Raw genomic sequence first — 19,969 nt, 5'->3', positions numbered from 1 at the left:
GCTATATCTTTTGATTTAGGTAGAATATCTTTCTATCATATCACTTGTATACGAAGTAATTTAATTTTCAATAATGTTTGAAAGTTATGAAATAACATTTATCATTGTGTCATGGAATACAGCGAAGCAAAACAGCGATATATTGAAGCTTGGGGAAGTCTTGGATCTAGTTGGGGCGTAAACCGTACGATGGCACAAATTCATGCACTTTTAATGATAGCTACTATGCCTTTATCTACTGAAGATATAATGGATGAGCTGAAGATTTCCAGAGGAAATGCAAACATGAACCTTCGTGCGCTTTTGGATTGGGGCCTTGCAAAAAAAGTGCTTATACCTGGTGAAAGAAAAGAGTTTTTCTCTACTGATAAAGACCCTATGGTTTTGGCAGCGCAAGTTGCTAAAGAGCGCAAAAAACGTGAACTGGATCCGATAATAAGGCTTTTGGATGAAGTATCAACTGTACAGGGCGATGATGAACAGGTAAAGGAATTCAGAAAAGTAACTACAGATTTAAAAGGTTTTGCAAAACAGGCTGATTCAGTTATTAATACTTTTATTCAATCTAACTCTAATTGGTTCTTTAAGATATTGGGTAAGATAACTAGGTAAATTTTTTTGATAGTATGTTTCAATAATTACTGAAAGTTATGAATAACAATGAACATTAACTTAACCATAGTTGCTTATTCTATTTATCTACCGATAGGGCTGTTTGTTACATACTGGGTAGGGAAGAGCTTGTATACCAATGGCAGATTATATCTACTGCAGATATTTCAGCATAACGACGCTATGGTTGACCCAATCAATAAAATTTTACTTACAGGGTATTACCTGCTCAATATAGGTTATGTGTTTGTATTGATGGTCCAGGAATTACCTATTCAAACTTATGAGCAACTTTTAGAAGTGTTAAGCAACAGGATTGGTATTATTTTAATTTCCTTGGGATGCATACACATCTTCAATTTATTGACACTCTATTTTATCAGCAGAAAAAACAATAATCAAGAATAATTAAATCACTAAACAGACAGAGTAATGGAAAATGCATTAATGGTTAAAGGTTATCTAATCTATCTTCCTATCGCTTTATTAATGACAGTACTTGTAGCCCGAACGCTTTTCAAGAACAGCCAGATTTTTATGCTCGACATTTTTAATGGTCGACAGGAAATAGCTTTTGCTACCAACCGGCTCTTCGAAATTGGTTTTTATCTGATGAATATCGGAGCAGCTCTCCTTATACTTAAAATGAGCAATGTCCTCACTTCTCAGGATTTGATTGAAGCACTTAGCTACAAATTGGGTGGATTTTCTATTTATTTAGGTATCATGCTATTTCTTAATCTTTTCCTATTCTTCCGGGGCAAACGTAAGGCAAAAGAAAAAGTAGAAGTGAAAGAAGCCTAAGCTACCGTTATACCCGCTAGTGCGAGCTTGTAGCTCGTACTTACATTCTTATTTCAAAACAAAAGCACGAGCTACAAGCTCGCGCCAGCAAGAACGATCAACTATAAACACAGAATCTCGCTTCCGACAAATTACCGCTGAGCTAAAACCTACATTATAAACTATAGCAACAACTATAGATTCACAAAACCTACGTAATTACAAGCACACCACCAGCCGTTTCATGCTTCCTAAAAAGAAAGTACATCCAAAAGAGAAATCGGAGTTGCACCAACGCAATAGGCACCGCGGACGCTATAATTTCAAACAACTTATAGCCAGTTGCCCGGAGCTAAAGCCCTTTGTGAAGCTGAATGAGTACAAGGATGAGTCTGTGGATTTCTTTGACCCGAAGGCAGTAAAAATGCTGAACAAAGCGCTTCTGGCACACTTCTACGACATCAAGCACTGGGATATTCCACAAGGCTACCTAACGCCGCCCATCCCCGGTAGGGCAGATTATATACATTATGTGGCCGACCTGTTAGCCGCCTCAAACCAAGGCAAAATACCGACAGGCAATAAAGTAACGTGCCTTGATGTTGGCGTTGGCGCCAGCTGCATTTACCCGATCATCGGTAACAGGGAGTATGGCTGGTCTTTTATTGGCGCCGATATAGACCCGGTTTCCATACAGTCATCAAACAGCATCGTAGAAGCAAACCCTGCTTTAAAGGGTAATGTGGAGTTGCGGTTGCAGCCAAATGCTAAAAACATCTTTCACGGGATCATCAAAAAGGATGAGTTCATCGATGTGACCATCTGCAACCCGCCCTTTCATGCATCCTTAGCAGAAGCCCAGGCGGGAACCATACGCAAGTTAAAGAACCTGCAGCAAAAGAAGATCGCAAAACCAACCTTGAATTTTGGCGGGCAAAAAGCTGAGTTGTGGTGCGAAGGGGGCGAAAGAGTATTTGTGGAAAACATGATCTCCCAGAGCAAACAATTTTCTACCTCCTGCTTTTGGTTTACAACACTGATCTCAAAAGAATCGAACCTAAAAAGCGTACTATATGCGTTGAAAGCAGCAGGCGCTAAAGATATAAAGACTATACCCATGGGCCAGGGAAATAAAATAAGCCGCATCGTAGCCTGGACGTTTCTCAGCAAAGAGCAACAGCAAAAGTGGGTGGCAGTGAGATGGAAGTAGGTTTCATCCCGAAAGTTTAGCGGTAATGCAACTTGGGGTTATACTTTGCAGCCAGTTTGTAGCTGGCATTTTAAATTTTTCAGCATTCCTGCTTTCGCCAGTTACAAAATGGCTGCCATACCATCCCACAAGTTACCGCTGCGCTCAAACTTGCGGTATTTGCAGTTATTCCAACTATAGATTTACAAAACCTTCTTAACTTTTCGCTGTTCTTAAAACCTCACGTATAAACAGAACAACACAACATTTCTATACCTATGAAAATTGCGAAAGACCCATCAGAATATAACAAGCTTACCCCCGAAGAAGAGCGCATTATAGTACAAAAAGGCACCGAATACCCGGGCACCGGAGAGTACGAGCACAACAAAGCGGAAGGTGTATACTTGTGCCGCCGTTGCAACGCGCCACTTTATACTTCGGAGTACAAGTTTGAGTCGCATTGTGGCTGGCCGAGCTTTGACGATGAAATAACCGGAGCTGTAAAACGCATACCGGATGCCGATGGCAGACGTACTGAAATTGTTTGTGCTAATTGCGGCGCACATTTGGGTCACGTGTTCGAAGGCGAGTACCTGACTCCAAAGAACATCCGCCACTGCGTGAACTCGCTCTCTATGAAGTTTGTGCCGGTAGAAGACCTGGAGAAAGAAGATTAGTTTTCTGCTAACGTAAATCATCCCCCTGCCCCCTTCAAAAGGGACATTCAGTAATGCGTAAATCTATAGTTGATTACATTAGAAGATAAAGTCCCCCTCTGAAGGGGGTAGGGGGATAACAAACTGGATAGGCTCTTACATGACATTCGTACGCAACCAGAAAGTATCGGAGAGCGAGCAGAAAAACGGAGTCTATGTTTGCTCCAACTGCGGACTAATACTATTTGAAGCAAAGTATAAATTTGAGGTTGGTTCGGGCTTCCCAAGCTTCTGGGCACAGGCAGGAGAGAACATAAAGCAGAACCAATTAAACACATATGGTCGGGAACGGATACAACTGTTGTGCAGCCAATGTAAACAGCACCTGGGTCATTTGTTTGACGATGCCCGTACACCAACCAATGTGCGCTACTGCATAAATGCCGATGCGCTGAAGTATAAACTATAGATTACCTAAAAAGACAATAGAACAATGGAAATAGCAACGTTCGGCAATGGATGCTTCTGGTGCACAGAGGCAGTTTTTCAACAACTGAAAGGTGTGGATAAAGTAGAGTCGGGATATGCAGGTGGCCATGTGGAAAACCCTACGTATGAGCAGGTGTGCAGTGCCACTACAGGCCACGCAGAAGTACTACAGATAACTTTTGAACCTGAAGTGATAAGCTACGAAGAGCTATTGCGCGTGTTCTGGGAAACCCACGACCCAACCACTTTAAACCGCCAAGGCAACGACGTTGGCCCGCAGTACCGCTCTATTATTTTTTACCACAACGAAGAGCAAAAACAACTGGCCGAAAAGTATAAACTGGCCTTAGACGAATCGGGCGCATTTGATGACCCTATCGTGACAACTATAGAGCCGCTCACCAATTATTACCCAGCCGAGAATTACCACCAGGATTACTTTCTGAGAAACGGCAGCCAGCCTTATTGCGCCTTTGTAGTTCGTCCTAAAGTAGAGAAGTTCCGGAAGGTGTTTAAAGACAAGTTAAAACCGGAATATAGTTAGTGGCTGTCTGTTATTTGTTATTCGATATTATTCAATAACTTGGAATCGAGCCATTGTTGGTGTTTTCGCTAACAATTCGGTAAAATGGGATTTATACTTGCTGGTGAAAACACACAGTAAGGGCGTGAACTGACGTCAGAATAAACTCTGAATAGCTTAATAGTTCGTAACTTGATATTGTTTATCAAGAATTCGTCATTAATCATTATTAATTCTCCATTGGATAGCTACTTCAAGAAACGCTATAACAGCTTTAAGTTTGCCTTTAAAGGACTGAACTCGGCTGTGCGTTCGGAGCCGCACATGCGCCTGCATATACTGGCTGCCATCGGGGTTATAGTTGCCGGTATCATTTTCAGGGTTACAAAACTGGAGTGGTGCCTGCTGGCCGGAAGTATAGGGTTGGTTATTACCGCCGAGATCTTTAACACTGCCATCGAAACACTCACTAACCTGGTATCGCCGCAGCATAACCCGCTGGCCGGCAAAACCAAAGACCTGGCAGCTGGCGCTGTGCTGGTGGCTGCTATAACGGCAGCTATAGTTGGCCTGATCATCTTTATACCTTACATGCAGGACATGGTCAATTCATATTAAAGCTGTCGGTACCGATCTTCATCCTGCACTATAATTTATCCGTACTTCTCAGAGCGTATTCAAAACTCAGAATTAAATTAGCTACATTTGCAGCCGCTTAAAAAAACGGAAATGTATACAGCCATTAAACGCATACTGATCATTGCCATCTTTGGTATGGCTGCCTGCAAACCAGGCATATCGCCGCAGATTCCGGAAGGAGCTACAGCTAACGCACAGGCGGCACCCTGGCTAAACGAACTGATACAACAACTGCAGGAAGAAGCACCTGCTAACCCACCCGCTAAAATTTACCGCTATACCTATAACGATCAGGAAGTATACTACCTGACAGGCCGTTGCTGCGACATACCATCTAAGCTATTTGACAGGGATGGCAACCAGCTTTGCGAGCCGGATGGCGGTATAACCGGAAAAGGAGATGGCCGCTGCCCTGACTTTGCAGAAAAGCGCACAAACGAAACTATAATTTGGGAAGATAAAAGAGAACGCTAAGACAATGACAGGAAACGACGTACTGAAGAACTTATCAGAATATAATATCTGGGCTAACCAGACCATGCTGGATGTATTTAGCAGCTTACCAGCGGTACCAAACAATGCGGCACGCTTAATGAGCCATGCCCTGAACGCACAGGCCATCTGGATAGCACGCATTACCGGCACAACCAGCCCGGTTAAAGTATGGCAGGAGCATAACCTGGAGCAACTAAAAGAACTGCATAAAAGCGCATCTTATAAAATTGCCGAACTGGTAGCCAACGCCGACGAAGCCGAATTTAACCGCCTGATAAACTATACCAATAGCCAGGGCAACGAATACAGCACCCGCGTGCTCGATATTTTAACACATGCCTTTAACCACGCTACCTACCACCGCGCACAAGTGGCCACAGACCTGCGTAAGAATGGCTTTACACCGCCAAATACCGATTACGTTACCTATGTGCGTGAGCTGATGGGCCAGGTTTATTAAGATTTCAGGTTAATTGGCAAAGGAGAAAAAATTAACCCACCCCTAACCCCTCCGAGGAGGGGAATTTATTAAAGAGCATTTTATTCCCCTCCCTGGAGGGGTTAGGGGTGGGTTAAACTATGCAAGAGATTACACCTCACAACTCCAACAAATAACTATAGTTACCACAAATAAAAAGGAGCTCCAGATGGAGCTCCTTTTTACATGGAGGGGTTCACAAATTAATCAGTTATAGTTGATACCGGTTTAATAACGGCTCAATTTTCCTTATTCAGGCAATTCTATAGTTCCCAGGTCTTTAATGGCATCCTGCGATACTACTACATTTGTTATAGTTGTATCATGGGCAGCGCCTTCTGTAAAGAACTGAACAGAATACGTACCAGCCGGTACACCTTTTATCAGGAAGTTACCTTCGTCGTTGGCATAGCCACCCAGCGTATCGTTAGCGGCTGAGATCACATAAATACCTGGCTTATATTCAGCAGGCGTAACAGCACCTTTTATACCACCAGCAACAGCCTGCGAAATTACACGGATCACCGGTTTCAGGTTGTAACCGCCATTGCCTTTAGCTACTACAGATTTTGCAGCATCAAAGTCAAGCAGCATTACATAGGTTACATCAGACTCCAGCTTTGCATTTACTGATAGCTTAACGCCCGAAGTCTGGCCGCTTGGTGTTTTAAGGTCTATTACTTCACCGCTTTTCAGTTTAACTGAGTTGTCGTCGCCCAGTATAAGTCTGATCTGTGAGATAGTTCCGGCAGGTAGTTCAGAACTTGCCAGCAACGTATCACGGCCATTAGCAAAATCTAGCAGGTTATAGATACCCGGGTTAATCTCATCTAATGTTATCCAGCCTTCTTCGCTGTCAGTGTCTTCGGTGTGTACCTGTACTGATTCAATTTCAACATTTACTTCTTCATAATCGCCGGGTGCATCTGTCATGCGCACTTGCAGCTGAGATGTTCCACTGCCTTCAGAATCAGTGTCGCTGTCGCATGAGCTAAAGCCAAAAATAAGGCCGCTTAACAGGAATGGGATGATCAGTTTTCTTTTCATAATTATTGTATTTAAAAGTTATGGCTCAAATATCTATTGTAAACATGAAGACAACATGAAGATTTAAGTTGCTGTCATTTTTACCACTTGAGCCTGCAGCTTTCCAAAAGCTCTGATAGCAATTGTAGGGTTAGAACGCTGATAACCGCAGGAAATTACGTAAGCCTATATATGAAAGATGCCTGAAGAGGGTACTTCAGGCATCTTTCTTTAAATACAACAATTCTATATTACAGTACTACCATAAATTGTATTATTTTGTACCAGATTTTGTAGTGTCGGTTGGCGTTACAACAGGTTTAGCAGCCGGTTTTGCTTTCGGTTTCAGAAAATCAGTGATCTTATCGGTAGCCTGCTTCTTTATATTCTGTTCTGCTTCCAGTCTCTTTTTCTCTAATTCCTGGCGTGCTTTCAGTTCTGCTTCCTGCTTTCTGCGGTTCAATTCATTTCTGATACTGTCTTCTGCCTGCGCCTTTCGCTGGTCCAGTTTCAGTTTTGCATCATCCAGTTTGTTCTGTACCGCTTCTTTTACCAGGTTTGATGCCTGTTCTTTTACGCTGCCACCTGCCAGGCTAACTTTAGGATCAGCCAATGTGCCGCCCACTTTCAGGTTAAGCGTTACACGCTCCGCCGCTTTTAACTGGTTACCACCAATCATACCAGCCAACCGTGAGTTGATTTCCTGTCCTACCTTACCGGTTGGCACATTCAGGGCAGTTACATAATCTATCTGGCCGTTCACGTTATTGCTACCGCCCACGGTCATCTGCATATCACCTACCTTCAGGTCGAAAGGTTTAATTACCAGGCTACCGTCTATTATCTGGGCATCGATGATCTTGTTCTCGATCACGAAGTTCTTCAGTTCATCCAGGCGTGTCAGGGTACTGATCTGGTTCACGATCTTTACATCCCGCACAGCAGCCTTCAACACCTTTATTACACCGGCACCATCCAGCGTTTTAAACACCGGTGTCATGTCCGGGGCCATCTCGCCGGCAAAATTAAACTTGGTATTAAATGTACCATCCAGCAAACCGGCAATAGGAGCCAGTACTTTTATAGTATTAAAGGCCGAGAATGCTTGTTTAAAGTTAAGGTTCTGCACGTCCAGGGCCATATCGAACAATGGCTTCGAAAGATCCTGCGTGTTGTAGCTGCCGTTTGTAGCAAAAGTAGCCCCTAAGGTGTTAAAGGTAATTTTGTCCAGCTTCGCGATCCTATCTTTTACCAGCACGCGGCCTGTTATATTATTAAGTGTCAGGTTATCATAAAGCACTTTCTTGGCATTCACGTTCAGGGCAATGTCCAGGTTAGCTGGGATCTCTACTACCCCTTCGGCTTCAGTACTAGCTACAGGTTCGCCAGTCTCTTCTACCATCCACTCGTTCACGTCAAAGATGTTAGAGTTCAGGTTAAAGTTACCGCGCAGGCTCTGGTTATCGGCTAAGGCATAGCCCAGGTAGTTAGAGATGCTACCGTTTGCCTGTATATCGCTCTTACCTAAATAACCATTCAAGTTTTTGATCTCGATGCGCTCGTTGTTGAATACGGCATCGGCTTTACTGATCTTTATACCCTGCGGCATATCGGTGCTCACAAAATTCAGGTTAGCAATTCCCATCGTACCATTCGCCGACACATTACTATACTTCTCTGCTTCAATGTCGCTTAGCTTCCCTTTAGCTGCCACGTTCGCATTTATTCTACCCGATACGGTCATGCCTTCCTGCGGGAAGATCTTGGTCAGTTTGGTCAGGTCAAGTATACCTTTAATATCGAAGTCGAACGACGGCTTATCTATACCTGCAATAAGGGCACGGCCAGAAAGGGGCTCGCCATCCAGAGTCATGTTAAAGTTCTCTACATTAATGCGGGTGTCGTCGGTGTTGCCAGTCTTGTTCAGTATATTGGTTACCATGTTCAGGTTCTCGATAGGAGCCGGAAAATCCTTGGACTTAATGTAACCGTTCGTCAGGCGCATATCGGCATCTATAACCGGCATACTTGTTTTGGAGTAAATGCCTTTTGCATCAGCATCTACTTTCAGTAAGCCACGCAATGTCATTCCTTCAATCGGGAACACTTTGGTCATTTCGGTCAGGTCGATATTTGCTTTAACATTACCATCAACCTTCATCGGCTCCAGGCCTTCTACCAGCACTTTGGCATCAACAGGGTTCTTGCCCAGGTCTAAATGCAGTTGGCGTACGTTTATAGTTGTGTTATTCGGGTTGCCATCTTTGTTATCGATGCGCATGTCTACGTTAATGTTGCGGGCAGCCTGTGGCAGGTCAGGGTACTTAAAAAAACCGTTGATGATCTTCAGTTCTGTACCAAAGCCCGGCATCAGGGTATCAATCATACGACCTTTAAAGTAACCGTCGAAGCTTAGCTTACCTTCCGTTTTAATATCCTTGAACTGCTCTGTGTACATGCCCGGCACCACCGACAACACATTTTTAAAATCTGTCTCGGTAGCTTTAAAGGTCAGGTCAAAGTCCATGGCCTCGTCAGGCATCAGTATAGTTCCGGCAAAAGTGAAAGGCAGCTCGTTAACCCGGATGTTGTTGTCCTTGAAAGTATAAAGCGACTTAGCAAGGTCCATCGCCATGGTTACATCAGCATCCAGCTTTCCGTTCTCTATATAGTTTACACCATCGTAGGTCATAGTAAAGCGGTCTGATGTTGTCTGCGATTTCATATCGAACACATCTTTGGCAAAGTCGCCGGAGCCGGTATGGTTTACATTATAAGCAGCCATACCAAACGGAATGCTCAGGTCATCATAGAAAAGGGTACCATTGTTTACTTCCCATTTTTTTATGGCTATGGCAAAATCGCTGGCGGTAGTATCTGTTGGGGTAGGAGCCGCCGTGTCGGGTTTCATAATGTCCCAGTTGGCTTTGCCACTTTTCAGAACTATAAGCCTGATCTTTGGCTCCTCCATGGTAACAGAAGTAATTTCCAGTTCATCGCCGGCAACTACACTCATCAGGTCCAGGCCCATCCTGAAAGACGGCACCTGCGCCAGTGTGTCGGTGGCAAAAGAATCGATTCCAACTATAGCCAGGTTCTCAACGCCCAGCGATACATTCGGAAAATCGCGGAAAAGCGAAAGGCTTACATCATCGGTCTGGTAAAGCACGTTCGCATTAATATTCTTTGCTATCTCTTTGTCCAGGGTTTGTTTGATTTTATCTTTGAACAGAACAGGCACTAATGCCGCTACTGCCAGCAACACTGCCAGAAAAACAAAGAAGCCAATAACTACTTTTTTCATATCGGTCAGGTAAGGGTATCTTGTTATAAATGTGTATCCTGTAAATGTATAGCCAAAACTATGCAAAACTTTAAAGGCAAGGTAGAGTTAGCAGTAATTTTTAAGATTTGCCTGTTTTGACTTACTTTAAAGCATGTTTTCAAAAAAACGGATCTTGTGTATAGTTGCCTGCCTGTGGTGCCTTGTTGCCACGGCACAGGATGTACATTACTCCCAACAATACGCCAACCGCTTAAACCTGAACCCTGCTTTTGCCGGCCTGAACCACGACTGGAGCGTAACTGTAAGTCACCGAACACAATGGCCTGCTCTTAACGGAGCTTTTATTACGAACCAGGTAGCTGCAGACTTTTCACTTCCGAATACAAAAAGTGCAATTAGTTTTGCGCTTCAGCAAGATAAAGCAGGTATTGGCGGATTACAAAAACTGGCTGCTTCGGCAGGTTATGCTTATCACACCCCATTAACAGACCGTATTACCTTATCCGCAGGTTTGCAGGCTACGGTTGCCTCTATGCGTATAAACTTTGATAACCTTGTTTTTGGCGACCAACTGAGCAATAACGGGCAGACAGCAGTTACATCTGCAGAAGTAAATACCTTTGAACCAACACACTATGCCAGCTTTGCTACCGGTGTTTTAATTTACACCAATCAACTATGGCTGGGCATTACTGCTGCTCATCTTAATAAACCTGCTTATGGGTTCGGAGAAAAAACTACCCTGCCGATGCGATTTTTGGCAAACACTGGTTATAAGTTTTACGTTAGCAGCTACCGAACAAACGCTGGCACAACAGAATTTAGCATATCGCCAACGGCTACCTTTACACATCAGGAAAATTTTAATAGGCTTGATGCAGGTTTATACACTAATTACACACCTGTTTCGTTAGGATTATTATATAAAGGAGTACCGGTAACAGGCGGCTCAAACCAGGAGCAGGCACTTGCCGTAATAGCAGGGCTGCAGCTTAACCAGGTAAAAGTAGGGTTTAGCCACGACGTTGGAATAAGCGATTTTTACCGGCAAAGCGGAGGTGCAACGGAAATTTCTATAGTTTTTGAACGACTTGATACAGATAAAGTGTTTCGAAGCCGCTCACGGTCAAAAATAAGCAGACGCATTATTTGTCCGGAAATCTAATTTTAGTTATAATTGCACATTAAACTACGTTACAAGAACCTTATCTTAATTGGGTGCTATTTTATGAAATTTGCTAAGTATTTATCGGCAATGGTTTTGGGAGGCTTACTCCTTACTGCCTGCAATAGAGGAGGAAATCCTACCAGCACAGACCCGGGAGATTACAGCTCCGCTACAGGTATAGAGTATGGCGAGGATGAAGAAGCCTTTGCTGTTGAGGATTACGCTGATATTCAGGGTGGTCCGGGCTTGATCTTTATTGAAGGTGGCCGTACCGTGTTAGGTTCTATGGAAGAGGATGTTGCCATGACGCGCGATAATATTGAGCGTACGGTAACAGTTGCTTCTTTTTATATGGATGAAACCGAAGTAGCGAACATCCATTGGCTGGAGTACCTGCACTACATTAAGCAGGATTCGGTGCCGGAAGTATACCAGGCTGCCCTGCCGGATACTACTGTTTGGGAGCGTCAGCTTTCTTTCAACGACCCTTATGTAACGTATTACCTGCGTTATCCTGGTTTCCGCTTCTTCCCGGTTGTGGGGGTAAGCTGGTTGCAGGCTAACAACTATGCCATCTGGCGTACTGCTAAGGTTAACGAAAACCTGGCTAAAGAAGCTACCGGTGGCGGTGGCAGAAGAGGTCTGTTTGGCAGAAAAGGCGGCGAGGAAGCTCCTGCTGAAGGCGAAAAACCATCTATCGAGTCTGGTTATGTATTACCAAACTACCGTCTCCCAACAGAGGCTGAGTGGGAATATGCAGCCCAGGCCATGATCGGTACACAATACTCTGAAGACGAAAACCAGAATCACCGCAGATTGTACCCTTGGGACGGACACCAGGTTCGTAACCCGTATGGCAAGCAGATGGGTAAGTTTTTGGCTAACTTTAAGCGTGGCCGTGGTGACTATGCCGGTATAGCTGGAGCCCTGAACGATGGTGCGATGATCACAGACTATATTTATGCTTACCCGCCAAACGACTTCGGTCTGTATAACATGGCTGGTAACGTGAACGAGTGGGTACAAGACGTTTACCGTCCGCTTTCTTACGAGGATGTGGAAGACCTGAACCCATTCCGTAGAGATGGTTTCCTGGATGAAAAAGAAAACTATGCTAACGCTGATGTTAAAGATTTCCACTCTCTGATCAACGACGAAGTACGCGTTTACAAAGGTGGTTCGTGGAAAGATGTAGCATACTGGTTATCTCCGGGTACGCGCCGCTTCATGACCCAGGATTCATCAACAGCAACGATCGGTTTCCGTTGTGCTATGATCAACGCTGGTTCAAACAGATAATAAAGTTTACCTAACTATAGTTTTAAAGCCCGGACCAACATCCGGGCTTTATATTTTATATACCCCTATGAAAGAAGAAACAACCGAACATGCTCAGATCATAGTGAGAAGTTACAGCGATGTGTTTGAGCAGGATATAGAAGAAACGCTTTGGGCTTTTGTGCTGGATAAGGAAAACAGGCTGTACCAGATCGATAGCATTCCGTTCTATACTTCGCTGATTGCCTCAAATGATATTGTATTTGCAGACATCGACCCGGAAACAAAACAACTGGTTTACCAGAAAACAGTTAGCTACGGAGGTCACTCTACTATACAAGTAGTATTGAGCGACGAAACTATAGCTATGGATGACATTCGTGATACTTTCAGTAAGATGCGTTGTGTATCGGAACAGGTGAATGATGATTTTTTTGTGCTGGATGTTCCGGAAGATGTAGACTATAGTTTGGTAAAAACTGAACTAGATAAGCTGGAAGCAGAGGAGAAGATAGAGTATGCAGAGCCGAGCCTTTCGGATGTGCACCGCAAACAAACTTCAGGACTATAAACTATAGATCAGGCGGCAGCTATAGTTACAATACTGACTTCGGCTGCTCCTGCCTTTAACATCGCAACAGCACAGGCTTCTAAGGTTGCACCTGTTGTCAGTACATCATCCACTATAAGTATTCGTTTTTCTTTAACCTCTTCAGGATTAGATACTTCAAAAACCTGTTCTACATTGTGCCAGCGATTCAACCTGTCTTTCCGGGTTTGCGTGCTGGTATTTATAGTTCTGATTAGTACATCTGTTCTGGCAGGTAAATCCATAGCCTCGGCCAAACCACGCGCAAAAAAATCGGATTGGTTGTAGCCACGTTTGCGCAGCTTTTGTTTATGCAACGGCACCGGAACTATAAGATCGAACTGCTCATTATACTGAAAATCTTTAAGTAAGCTGCCATACCGTTGCCCCAAATGCTCACCCAGATCTTTAGCTCCTTTATATTTTAACTGGTGCAACAGCCGCTGCACACGACCCTTCGATTGGAAGTACACATAAGCAAATGCAAATCTGACAGGCACTTTACCCCAGAACCTGCGTTGCAACGGGTTTCGTTCGGTCGCTCCATGCTCATGAAAATCAGTATAAGGTAGCTTTATATTACAATCTGTACAGATGTAGCGCTCGCCTTTAACCATGGCTCCATTACAGGCAAAACAACTTTCCGGAAATAATAAGGCAAGCAGATCCTGAAACATAGTAGAGGGGTAGTGGTTAAGGTTTTGTTATTTTTTTGCCGTAATTTTATAATTATAGTTAAGCTATTTCAGCTAATCAATTTACAACAATGAGTCAAATAGAAGAATTCAACGAATATCGCTCGCGCATGAACGAGCGCATCATGTCTTACGACAATAAAGTGATTAAACGCTTCTTTAACCTTGATACAAATACATACGCAGAAGGAGCACTTGATGTAAAAACGAAAGAAATGCTGGGTTTGGTTGCCTCTATGGTTTTGCGTTGCGACGATTGCATTAAATACCACCTGGGCAAAAGCTTTGAAGAAGGCGTTACCGACGAAGAGGTATTTGAAGTATTCTCGATCGCCAACCTGGTAGGTGGTTCCATCGTGATCCCGCACTTCAGAAGAGCCGTGGAATATTGGGAAGAACTAAAAGCACAGAAAAGTTAATTGTTTAATGGTTGCATGGTACATTGTTAATGTTATCATAGATTAACAATTTAACTATGCAGCAATTCAACTTATGATAGAAGAATCAGATAACTTAGAACATAGATGGACGCAGCTTCGGGCTTTTATGATGAAGCAATTCGGAAAAAAGCCTGACCTGAACACCATTCTTTTCTTAATCGGAATTCAGGAACTCGGCAAAGGCATAACAGATTTTACCAAAGAAGAAAAGCAAGACCTGATGCACATTGCCACCTGTAAAGTATTCAGCCTGTCGGGTTACTACGAACTGGAAAAGATAGACGAAGACGGCTGGCCCCACTATAGAGCTGTTAAACCAATTCCGTTTGCCAACCTGAAAGAGCAGGAAAAAATGCTGAAGTGGCACATCCTGGAATATTTTACGCAGGCAGATCAACTATAATTTTTTAGTCAAAAGACTGTATGAAAGTGGACAAAGGACTTATAATTCTAATGTAGTCTTTTGTCATTCAGTCCTTTGTCAAATAGTCAAGTACAAAATGAAGATCATTACTTACAACGTTAACGGCATTCGTGCTGCTATCAGCAAAGGCTTCCAGGATTGGGTGAAGGCTGCTAACCCCGATGTACTGTGCCTGCAGGAGATAAAAGCTTGCGAACAAAAATTTGACCGTGCCATTTTCGAAGACATGGGTTACAACGTATACCTGCATCCGGCTGTTAAAAAAGGCTATAGTGGTGTGGCTATACTTTCAAAACTGAAACCGAACCATGTAGAGATAGGTTGTGGTATTGATTGCTACGATTTTGAGGGCCGGGTTATACGCGCAGACTACGACGATTATTCTGTGATGAGCGTATACATGCCTTCCGGCTCGAGCGGGGAGGAGCGCCAGGGCTTTAAGTTTCAGTGGATGGATGATTTCTATGGGTACATGGGCGATCTGAAACAAACACTGCCTGGACTTATAGTTAGCGGCGATTATAATATTTGCCACCAGCCAATAGATATTCATAACCCGAAATCGAATGCGAAGAGTTCAGGCTTTTTACCAGAAGAGCGTAACTGGCTCAGCAAGTTTATTGATAGCGGCTTTATAGATTCGTTCAGGCATTTTAATAAAGAGCCGCACAACTATACCTGGTGGAGTTACAGAGCCGGAGCACGCAACAAAAATCTTGGCTGGCGTATTGATTATAATATGGCTACCCAAAACCTAAGTGACAGGCTAAAACGATCGGCCATACTTACGGAAGCCAAACACTCTGACCATTGCCCTGTTCTGCTGGAAATAGGGTAGGCGGAACATACGAAAAGAATGTATTTTATAGTTATATTTAAGAGCACCTGATTATTAACTTTATAGTTTCATATACAGATAATTAGGTGCTTTTGCTTTATGTATAGCTGTAACCGCTCTGGTGGGTTAACGTTATAGTAACAAACACCTATGAAACAACAGGATGCACTTACCCAACTGATGCATCAGCTGCAGGCGTTCAAGAAGAAATTCTACCTGAACCTGTTGCTGCGGGGTAGCTTGTTTGCTATCGGCATGTTGCTTTCTATTTACATTATCTATAGTTTACTCGAGTACGTCTTTTATTTTCCGCAGATAGTACGCGCAATCCTTCTCTTTTCCTTTATAGGTATCATCATCTATGCTTTTGTTCGCTGGATAGCGATGCCGGTGGCTGCGTTGGCAAATCTTAGCAAGATCTTATCGGATGAACAGGCTGCTTTAAAAGTCGGTAGCTTTTATCCTGAAATAAAAGATAAGTTACTGAATGCCATCCAATTAAATAGCCTGGATAGAACAAACGAGCTGATAGCGGCTAGTATTAACCAGCGTTCCGGCCAGTTATTGCAGTTCAGGTTTAAAGATGCCGTTACCTACAAAGAGAATAAGCCGATCCTGAAATATGTGGCGCTTCCAGCTGTAGTCGCTCTCCTGATAGCGATGGTTTATCCGGCAATCTTCGTGCAGGGCACCGAACGCATTATAAACTATAAAACAGCATACGCACCGGTAGCTCCTTTTACTTTTGAAGTACAGAACGATGAACTACAGACTTTCCGGGGCGAAGACTTTGTGCTGAAAGTAGCGATTGAAGGGCAGGCCCTACCTAAGGAAGTATTCATCAATTATAATGGCCGCAGGCAATTATTGCAAAAAGCGGCAGACGGCAACTATAGTTATACGTTTAAGCAGCCACTCAAACCGATAGATTTCGAATTGGAAGGCTCTGGTTTTATGTCGGATACCTATACTTTAGAAACGCTTTCCCGCCCCAATCTTAAAGACTTTGAACTACAGGTACAATACCCAGCTTACCTGAACCGAAAACCTGAACTGATCCAGAATACCGGGAACGCAACCGTACCCGAAGGCAGCACGCTCACGTGGAACTTCAAAGCTTCCGAAACCGAAACTATAAACCTCTCTTTCGATAATCCGGCTCAGCAACTGAAAGCTGTAAGAGCAGACAACAGCTTTACGGCCACCAAAAAGATCAGCGAAAGCCAGAACTATAGTATCCAACTCAAAAACAAGCACAGCGCTAACAAAGAAGACATCAAATATCAAATTACAGCCATTGCTGATAAACATCCGCAGATTACGCTGGAACAGTTCCAGGACACAGCACTCTATAGTTATTTAGTGTTGGGTGGCGATGTAGCAGATGACTATGGTTTGTCCCGTTTGGCTATTCATTACCGCATCAGTAAGCAGGATAACCCTAAAGCTGGTTATAAAACTATAGCCCTACCACTTTCCCCCAGCCAGATTAGCCAGGCCTATTATTACCAATGGAACACCGCAGCCCTGAACATGCAGCCCGGCGATAAGCTGGAATACTTTGTTCAGGTTTGGGATAACGATGGCCTTCACGGACCTAAAAATGCCCGCACCCGCACCTTCGAGTTAAAAGTACCAACCAAGCGTGAGCTTGAAAAAGAACTTGACAGTAACGCCCAATCGGTAGGTAGCCAGATAAGCAAGACACTGGAGAAAGCGAACAAGTTACAGGATGAACTGGCTAAGTCAGAGGAGAAGTTAAAGACTAAGCGCGATCTGAACTGGCAGGATAAAAAACAACTGGAGGACCTGGTAGAAAAGAAAAAGCAACTGGAGCAGGACCTGGCAGCCATGAAGGAAATGTTTAACGAGCTGAATAAAAAGCAGAACATGCTAAGCGAGCAGGACAAGCAACTGGCCGAAAAAGCACAGGAACTGCAAAAGCTAATGAACGACCTGCTCGACCCTGAAACTAAGAAACTATACGAAGAACTGGAAAAGCTGCTTCAGGAGAAACAATCTAACGACCCTGAGCTTCAGAAGCTGTTGAGCAAACTCGATAACCGCGAGAAGAACCTGGAGCGCGAGTTAGAACGGGCAATGGAACTGTTCAAGCAACTACAATTTGAGCAGAAGCTGGATAACATAACCGAGAAATTGGAGGAAATGGCCCAGGAGCAGGAAAAGCTAGCTGATAAAACAGAACAGAAGCAGGAAGGCAACGAGCAACTACAGGAGCAGCAGAAGGATCTTCAGGAACAGTTTGAAGAAGTGAAAAAGCAAATGGATGAACTCAAAGAACTGAACGAAAATCTGGAAAACCCGAACTCGATGGATGAGCAACAGCAGGAGAAGGGCGAAGAGCAGATCGAGCAGAACATGGAGCAAAGCCAGCAGCAACTTCAGAAACAGCAAAACAAAAAAGCCAGCGAAAGCCAGCAAAAAGCAGGAAAACAGATGAAACAAATGGCCCAGCAAATGGACCAGATGATGAGCAGTATGAGCATGTCGGGTATGCAGCAGAACCTCGACCACTTGCGTGACATCCTGGAGAACCTGATCAAGCTATCCTTCGACCAGGAAGCTGTCATGAAATCGTTCCGTTCAGTTAACCAGAGCGACCCACGTTTTATCGCGTTATCGCAGGAGCAGCTCAGTCTGCGCGATAATGCCAAGATAATTGAAGACAGTTTATTCTCACTTGCTAAAAAAGTATTCCAAATTCAGTCGTTTGTTACCCGCGAAGTGACCACCATGAACCAGAGCATGGATAACAGCATGAAGGAACTCCGGGATAGAAATGTAAGCAAAGCCACAGCGCAACAACAACTCGCCATGACGAGTATGAATAATTTGGCCCTGATGCTGAACGACGCTTTGAAGCAAATGCAACAAGCCATGCAGAACATGCAGGGCGGAATGGCCGGAAAACAGAAGGGAAATCAGAAAAAACCGGGCGGTTTAGGCGAATTGCAGGACGCTTTGAATAAAAAAATAGAAGATTTGAAAAAAGGTGGCAAATCAGGTAAGGCACTGTCTGAAGAATTAGCTAAATTAGCTGCTGAGCAGGAGGCTCTCCGGAATGCCCTTCGTGAAATGGAGAAACAAGGCGCCAAGCCAGGTGAAAATGGGAAACAGGGTGAACTGGGAAATATTAGCCGGATGATGGAACAAAGCGAGACTGATCTCGTTAATAAACGGTTGACTGAGCAAACGATCATGCGGCAACGTGAGATCCTGACCCGGTTACTGGAAGCAGAAAGGTCGATGAAAGAGCGGGAGTTGGATAATAAACGGGAAGCTAAAACCGCACAAGACATTGCACGTAAACTTCCACCATCGTTTGAGAAGTACCTTAAAGCAAAAGAAAAGCAGACTGAATTACTTAAAACTATACCACCGGCTTTGTCACCGTACTATAAGCAAAAGGTAAATGAGTATTTTCAGAACTCTAAATTTTAAAAAAGCACCTAATAGTTTACATACCTAAGATTAATATGAATCAAGTTAAAATTCAGATTCCTTCCTTAATCGAAAACATCCGCGTAATTGAAAGTTTTATAGACAACTCAAAGGAAGAATTCGAGTTTGAAGATGATATCTATGGCAACATTATGGTTGCTGTGACAGAGTCTGTGAATAACGCTATCCGACACGGAAATAAGTTTGATAAAGACAAGAACGTTTATCTTACCTTAATGGTAGAACAGAACCAGCTTCTGTTTGAAGTGGAAGATGAAGGTCCTGGTTTTGATTACCAGCACCTGCCAGATCCTACTGCACCTGAAAACTTGGAGAACCCAGGCGGCCGTGGTATTTTCCTGATGCGCAACCTTTGCGACGAAGTTAACTTCCTGGATAACGGCAAGAAGGTACAATTGAAATTTAATATCGAAATGCATCAGAATGGATCATCCAATTGAGTTTCATAGCGAAGACATTGAATTTTCGTTATCAAACCCGGAGCAAGTAGCTGATTGGATTGCAACCATTATTGAGCAACACGATTTTGAGCTGGCTGGTCTTACCTACATCTTCTGTTCTGACGATTACCTGCACCAGATAAATGTAGAATATTTAGATCACGATACGCTTACAGATATTATCACTTTTGACAATGCCGATGAAGAAGGCGTAGTTGAAAGTGATATTTTTGTTAGTATAGATCGCGTCAAAGATAACGCACAAACATTAGGCATACCTTTCGAGGACGAACTTCACCGCGTTCTTATTCATGGCGTACTGCATCTGCTTGGTTTTAAAGACAAAACCGAAGAGCAGGAAGCACTTATGCGCAAACAAGAAGATTCTTGTTTATCTTTGCGAAAATTTTAATCGCAAAAAAGGAATTACCAATC

Annotated in this window: 21 protein-coding genes; 18 read left to right on the top strand and 3 right to left on the bottom strand. The window is 43.6% G+C overall.

Annotated elements, in window-relative coordinates; genetic code table 11:
• Positions 1 to 111: 111 nt before the first annotated feature.
• The 9 genes from ABS362_RS08045 (at position 112) to ABS362_RS08005 (ending at position 5,849) form a co-directional block, all read left to right on the top strand.
• Positions 112 to 612: a GbsR/MarR family transcriptional regulator gene (locus ABS362_RS08045; protein ID WP_350411888.1), complete on the top strand. Its 501-nt coding sequence runs from the start codon at positions 112 to 114 to the stop codon at positions 610 to 612.
• 432 nt (positions 613 to 1,044) lie between these two features.
• Positions 1,045 to 1,416 carry a hypothetical protein gene (locus ABS362_RS08040; protein ID WP_350411887.1) on the top strand — a complete coding sequence of 124 codons (372 nt, stop codon included), beginning with the start codon at positions 1,045 to 1,047 and terminating at the stop codon, positions 1,414 to 1,416.
• 223 nt (positions 1,417 to 1,639) lie between these two features.
• Entirely contained in the window at positions 1,640 to 2,605 is a 966-nt protein-coding gene (gene rlmF / locus ABS362_RS08035) for a 23S rRNA (adenine(1618)-N(6))-methyltransferase RlmF (RefSeq protein WP_350411886.1), read from the top strand.
• Positions 2,606 to 2,862: 257 nt separating this feature from the next.
• Positions 2,863 to 3,264: a methionine-R-sulfoxide reductase gene (locus ABS362_RS08030; protein ID WP_350411885.1), complete on the top strand. Its 402-nt coding sequence runs from the start codon at positions 2,863 to 2,865 to the stop codon at positions 3,262 to 3,264.
• A 139-nt stretch (positions 3,265 to 3,403) separates the two neighbouring features.
• A complete protein-coding gene (locus ABS362_RS08025) occupies positions 3,404 to 3,712 on the top strand; it encodes a peptide-methionine (R)-S-oxide reductase (RefSeq protein WP_350411884.1) in 309 nt (102 codons plus the stop codon).
• A gap of 24 nt (positions 3,713 to 3,736) precedes the next feature.
• Positions 3,737 to 4,276: a peptide-methionine (S)-S-oxide reductase MsrA gene (gene msrA, locus ABS362_RS08020; RefSeq protein WP_350411883.1), complete on the top strand. Its 540-nt coding sequence runs from the start codon at positions 3,737 to 3,739 to the stop codon at positions 4,274 to 4,276.
• Positions 4,277 to 4,495: 219 nt separating this feature from the next.
• On the top strand, positions 4,496 to 4,873 hold the full coding sequence (locus tag ABS362_RS08015; protein ID WP_350411882.1) for a diacylglycerol kinase family protein: 378 nt from the start codon (positions 4,496 to 4,498) through the stop codon (positions 4,871 to 4,873).
• Between the two features lie 111 nt (positions 4,874 to 4,984).
• Entirely contained in the window at positions 4,985 to 5,368 is a 384-nt protein-coding gene (locus ABS362_RS08010) for a DUF6970 domain-containing protein (protein ID WP_350411881.1), read from the top strand.
• 4 nt (positions 5,369 to 5,372) lie between these two features.
• A complete protein-coding gene (locus ABS362_RS08005; RefSeq protein ID WP_350411880.1) occupies positions 5,373 to 5,849 on the top strand; it encodes a DinB family protein in 477 nt (158 codons plus the stop codon).
• 267 nt (positions 5,850 to 6,116) lie between these two features.
• On the opposite strand, the gene ABS362_RS08000 is transcribed toward ABS362_RS08005, so the two are convergent.
• Both ABS362_RS08000 and ABS362_RS07995 read right to left on the bottom strand, forming a co-directional pair.
• Positions 6,117 to 6,914: a DUF4382 domain-containing protein gene (locus ABS362_RS08000; protein WP_350411879.1), complete on the bottom strand. Its 798-nt coding sequence runs from the start codon at positions 6,912 to 6,914 to the stop codon at positions 6,117 to 6,119.
• Positions 6,915 to 7,167: 253 nt separating this feature from the next.
• Positions 7,168 to 10,197: an AsmA-like C-terminal region-containing protein gene (locus ABS362_RS07995; protein WP_350411878.1), complete on the bottom strand. Its 3,030-nt coding sequence runs from the start codon at positions 10,195 to 10,197 to the stop codon at positions 7,168 to 7,170.
• A 133-nt stretch (positions 10,198 to 10,330) separates the two neighbouring features.
• On the opposite strand from ABS362_RS07995, the gene ABS362_RS07990 reads away from it, so the two are divergent.
• The 3 genes from ABS362_RS07990 to ABS362_RS07980 all read left to right on the top strand — a co-directional run bounded on the left by ABS362_RS07990 (position 10,331) and on the right by ABS362_RS07980 (position 13,196).
• On the top strand, positions 10,331 to 11,344 hold the full coding sequence (locus ABS362_RS07990; RefSeq protein ID WP_350411877.1) for a PorP/SprF family type IX secretion system membrane protein: 1,014 nt from the start codon (positions 10,331 to 10,333) through the stop codon (positions 11,342 to 11,344).
• A gap of 63 nt (positions 11,345 to 11,407) precedes the next feature.
• Positions 11,408 to 12,646, top strand: coding sequence for a gliding motility lipoprotein GldJ (gene gldJ / locus ABS362_RS07985; RefSeq protein WP_350411876.1), 1,239 nt, complete (start codon positions 11,408 to 11,410; stop codon positions 12,644 to 12,646).
• A gap of 67 nt (positions 12,647 to 12,713) precedes the next feature.
• Complete coding sequence (locus tag ABS362_RS07980) at positions 12,714 to 13,196, top strand: DUF4265 domain-containing protein (protein ID WP_350411875.1); 483 nt, start codon at positions 12,714 to 12,716, stop codon at positions 13,194 to 13,196.
• Positions 13,197 to 13,204: 8 nt separating this feature from the next.
• Here ABS362_RS07980 and ABS362_RS07975 read toward each other — a convergent pair whose 3' ends face one another.
• Positions 13,205 to 13,891 (bottom strand): ComF family protein, encoded by a 687-nt coding sequence (locus ABS362_RS07975; RefSeq protein ID WP_350411874.1) that lies wholly within the window; start codon positions 13,889 to 13,891, stop codon positions 13,205 to 13,207.
• An 89-nt stretch (positions 13,892 to 13,980) separates the two neighbouring features.
• On the opposite strand from ABS362_RS07975, the gene ABS362_RS07970 reads away from it, so the two are divergent.
• From ABS362_RS07970 to ybeY, 6 genes are all read left to right on the top strand, one after another.
• Positions 13,981 to 14,328, top strand: a complete 348-nt coding sequence (locus tag ABS362_RS07970) for a carboxymuconolactone decarboxylase family protein (protein ID WP_185195066.1) — start codon at positions 13,981 to 13,983, stop codon at positions 14,326 to 14,328.
• A 73-nt stretch (positions 14,329 to 14,401) separates the two neighbouring features.
• Positions 14,402 to 14,752, top strand: coding sequence for a hypothetical protein (locus ABS362_RS07965; protein ID WP_162344920.1), 351 nt, complete (start codon positions 14,402 to 14,404; stop codon positions 14,750 to 14,752).
• 97 nt (positions 14,753 to 14,849) lie between these two features.
• A complete protein-coding gene (locus tag ABS362_RS07960; RefSeq protein ID WP_350411872.1) occupies positions 14,850 to 15,611 on the top strand; it encodes an exodeoxyribonuclease III in 762 nt (253 codons plus the stop codon).
• Between the two features lie 150 nt (positions 15,612 to 15,761).
• On the top strand, positions 15,762 to 19,073 hold the full coding sequence (locus tag ABS362_RS07955; RefSeq protein WP_350411871.1) for a DUF4175 family protein: 3,312 nt from the start codon (positions 15,762 to 15,764) through the stop codon (positions 19,071 to 19,073).
• Between the two features lie 35 nt (positions 19,074 to 19,108).
• Positions 19,109 to 19,534 carry an ATP-binding protein gene (locus ABS362_RS07950; protein ID WP_350411870.1) on the top strand — a complete coding sequence of 142 codons (426 nt, stop codon included), beginning with the start codon at positions 19,109 to 19,111 and terminating at the stop codon, positions 19,532 to 19,534.
• Complete coding sequence (gene ybeY, locus ABS362_RS07945; protein ID WP_350411869.1) at positions 19,518 to 19,946, top strand: rRNA maturation RNase YbeY; 429 nt, start codon at positions 19,518 to 19,520, stop codon at positions 19,944 to 19,946. The genes ABS362_RS07950 and ybeY overlap by 17 nt, the downstream gene beginning before the upstream one ends.
• Positions 19,947 to 19,969 lie beyond the last annotated feature (23 nt).

This window comes from Pontibacter populi (assembly GCF_040278685.1).
In the GTDB taxonomy this organism is placed as follows: domain Bacteria; phylum Bacteroidota; class Bacteroidia; order Cytophagales; family Hymenobacteraceae; genus Pontibacter; species Pontibacter populi.
The sequence above is the reverse complement of the archived record's forward strand: the minus strand, read 5'-3'. Positions and strand labels throughout refer to the sequence as shown.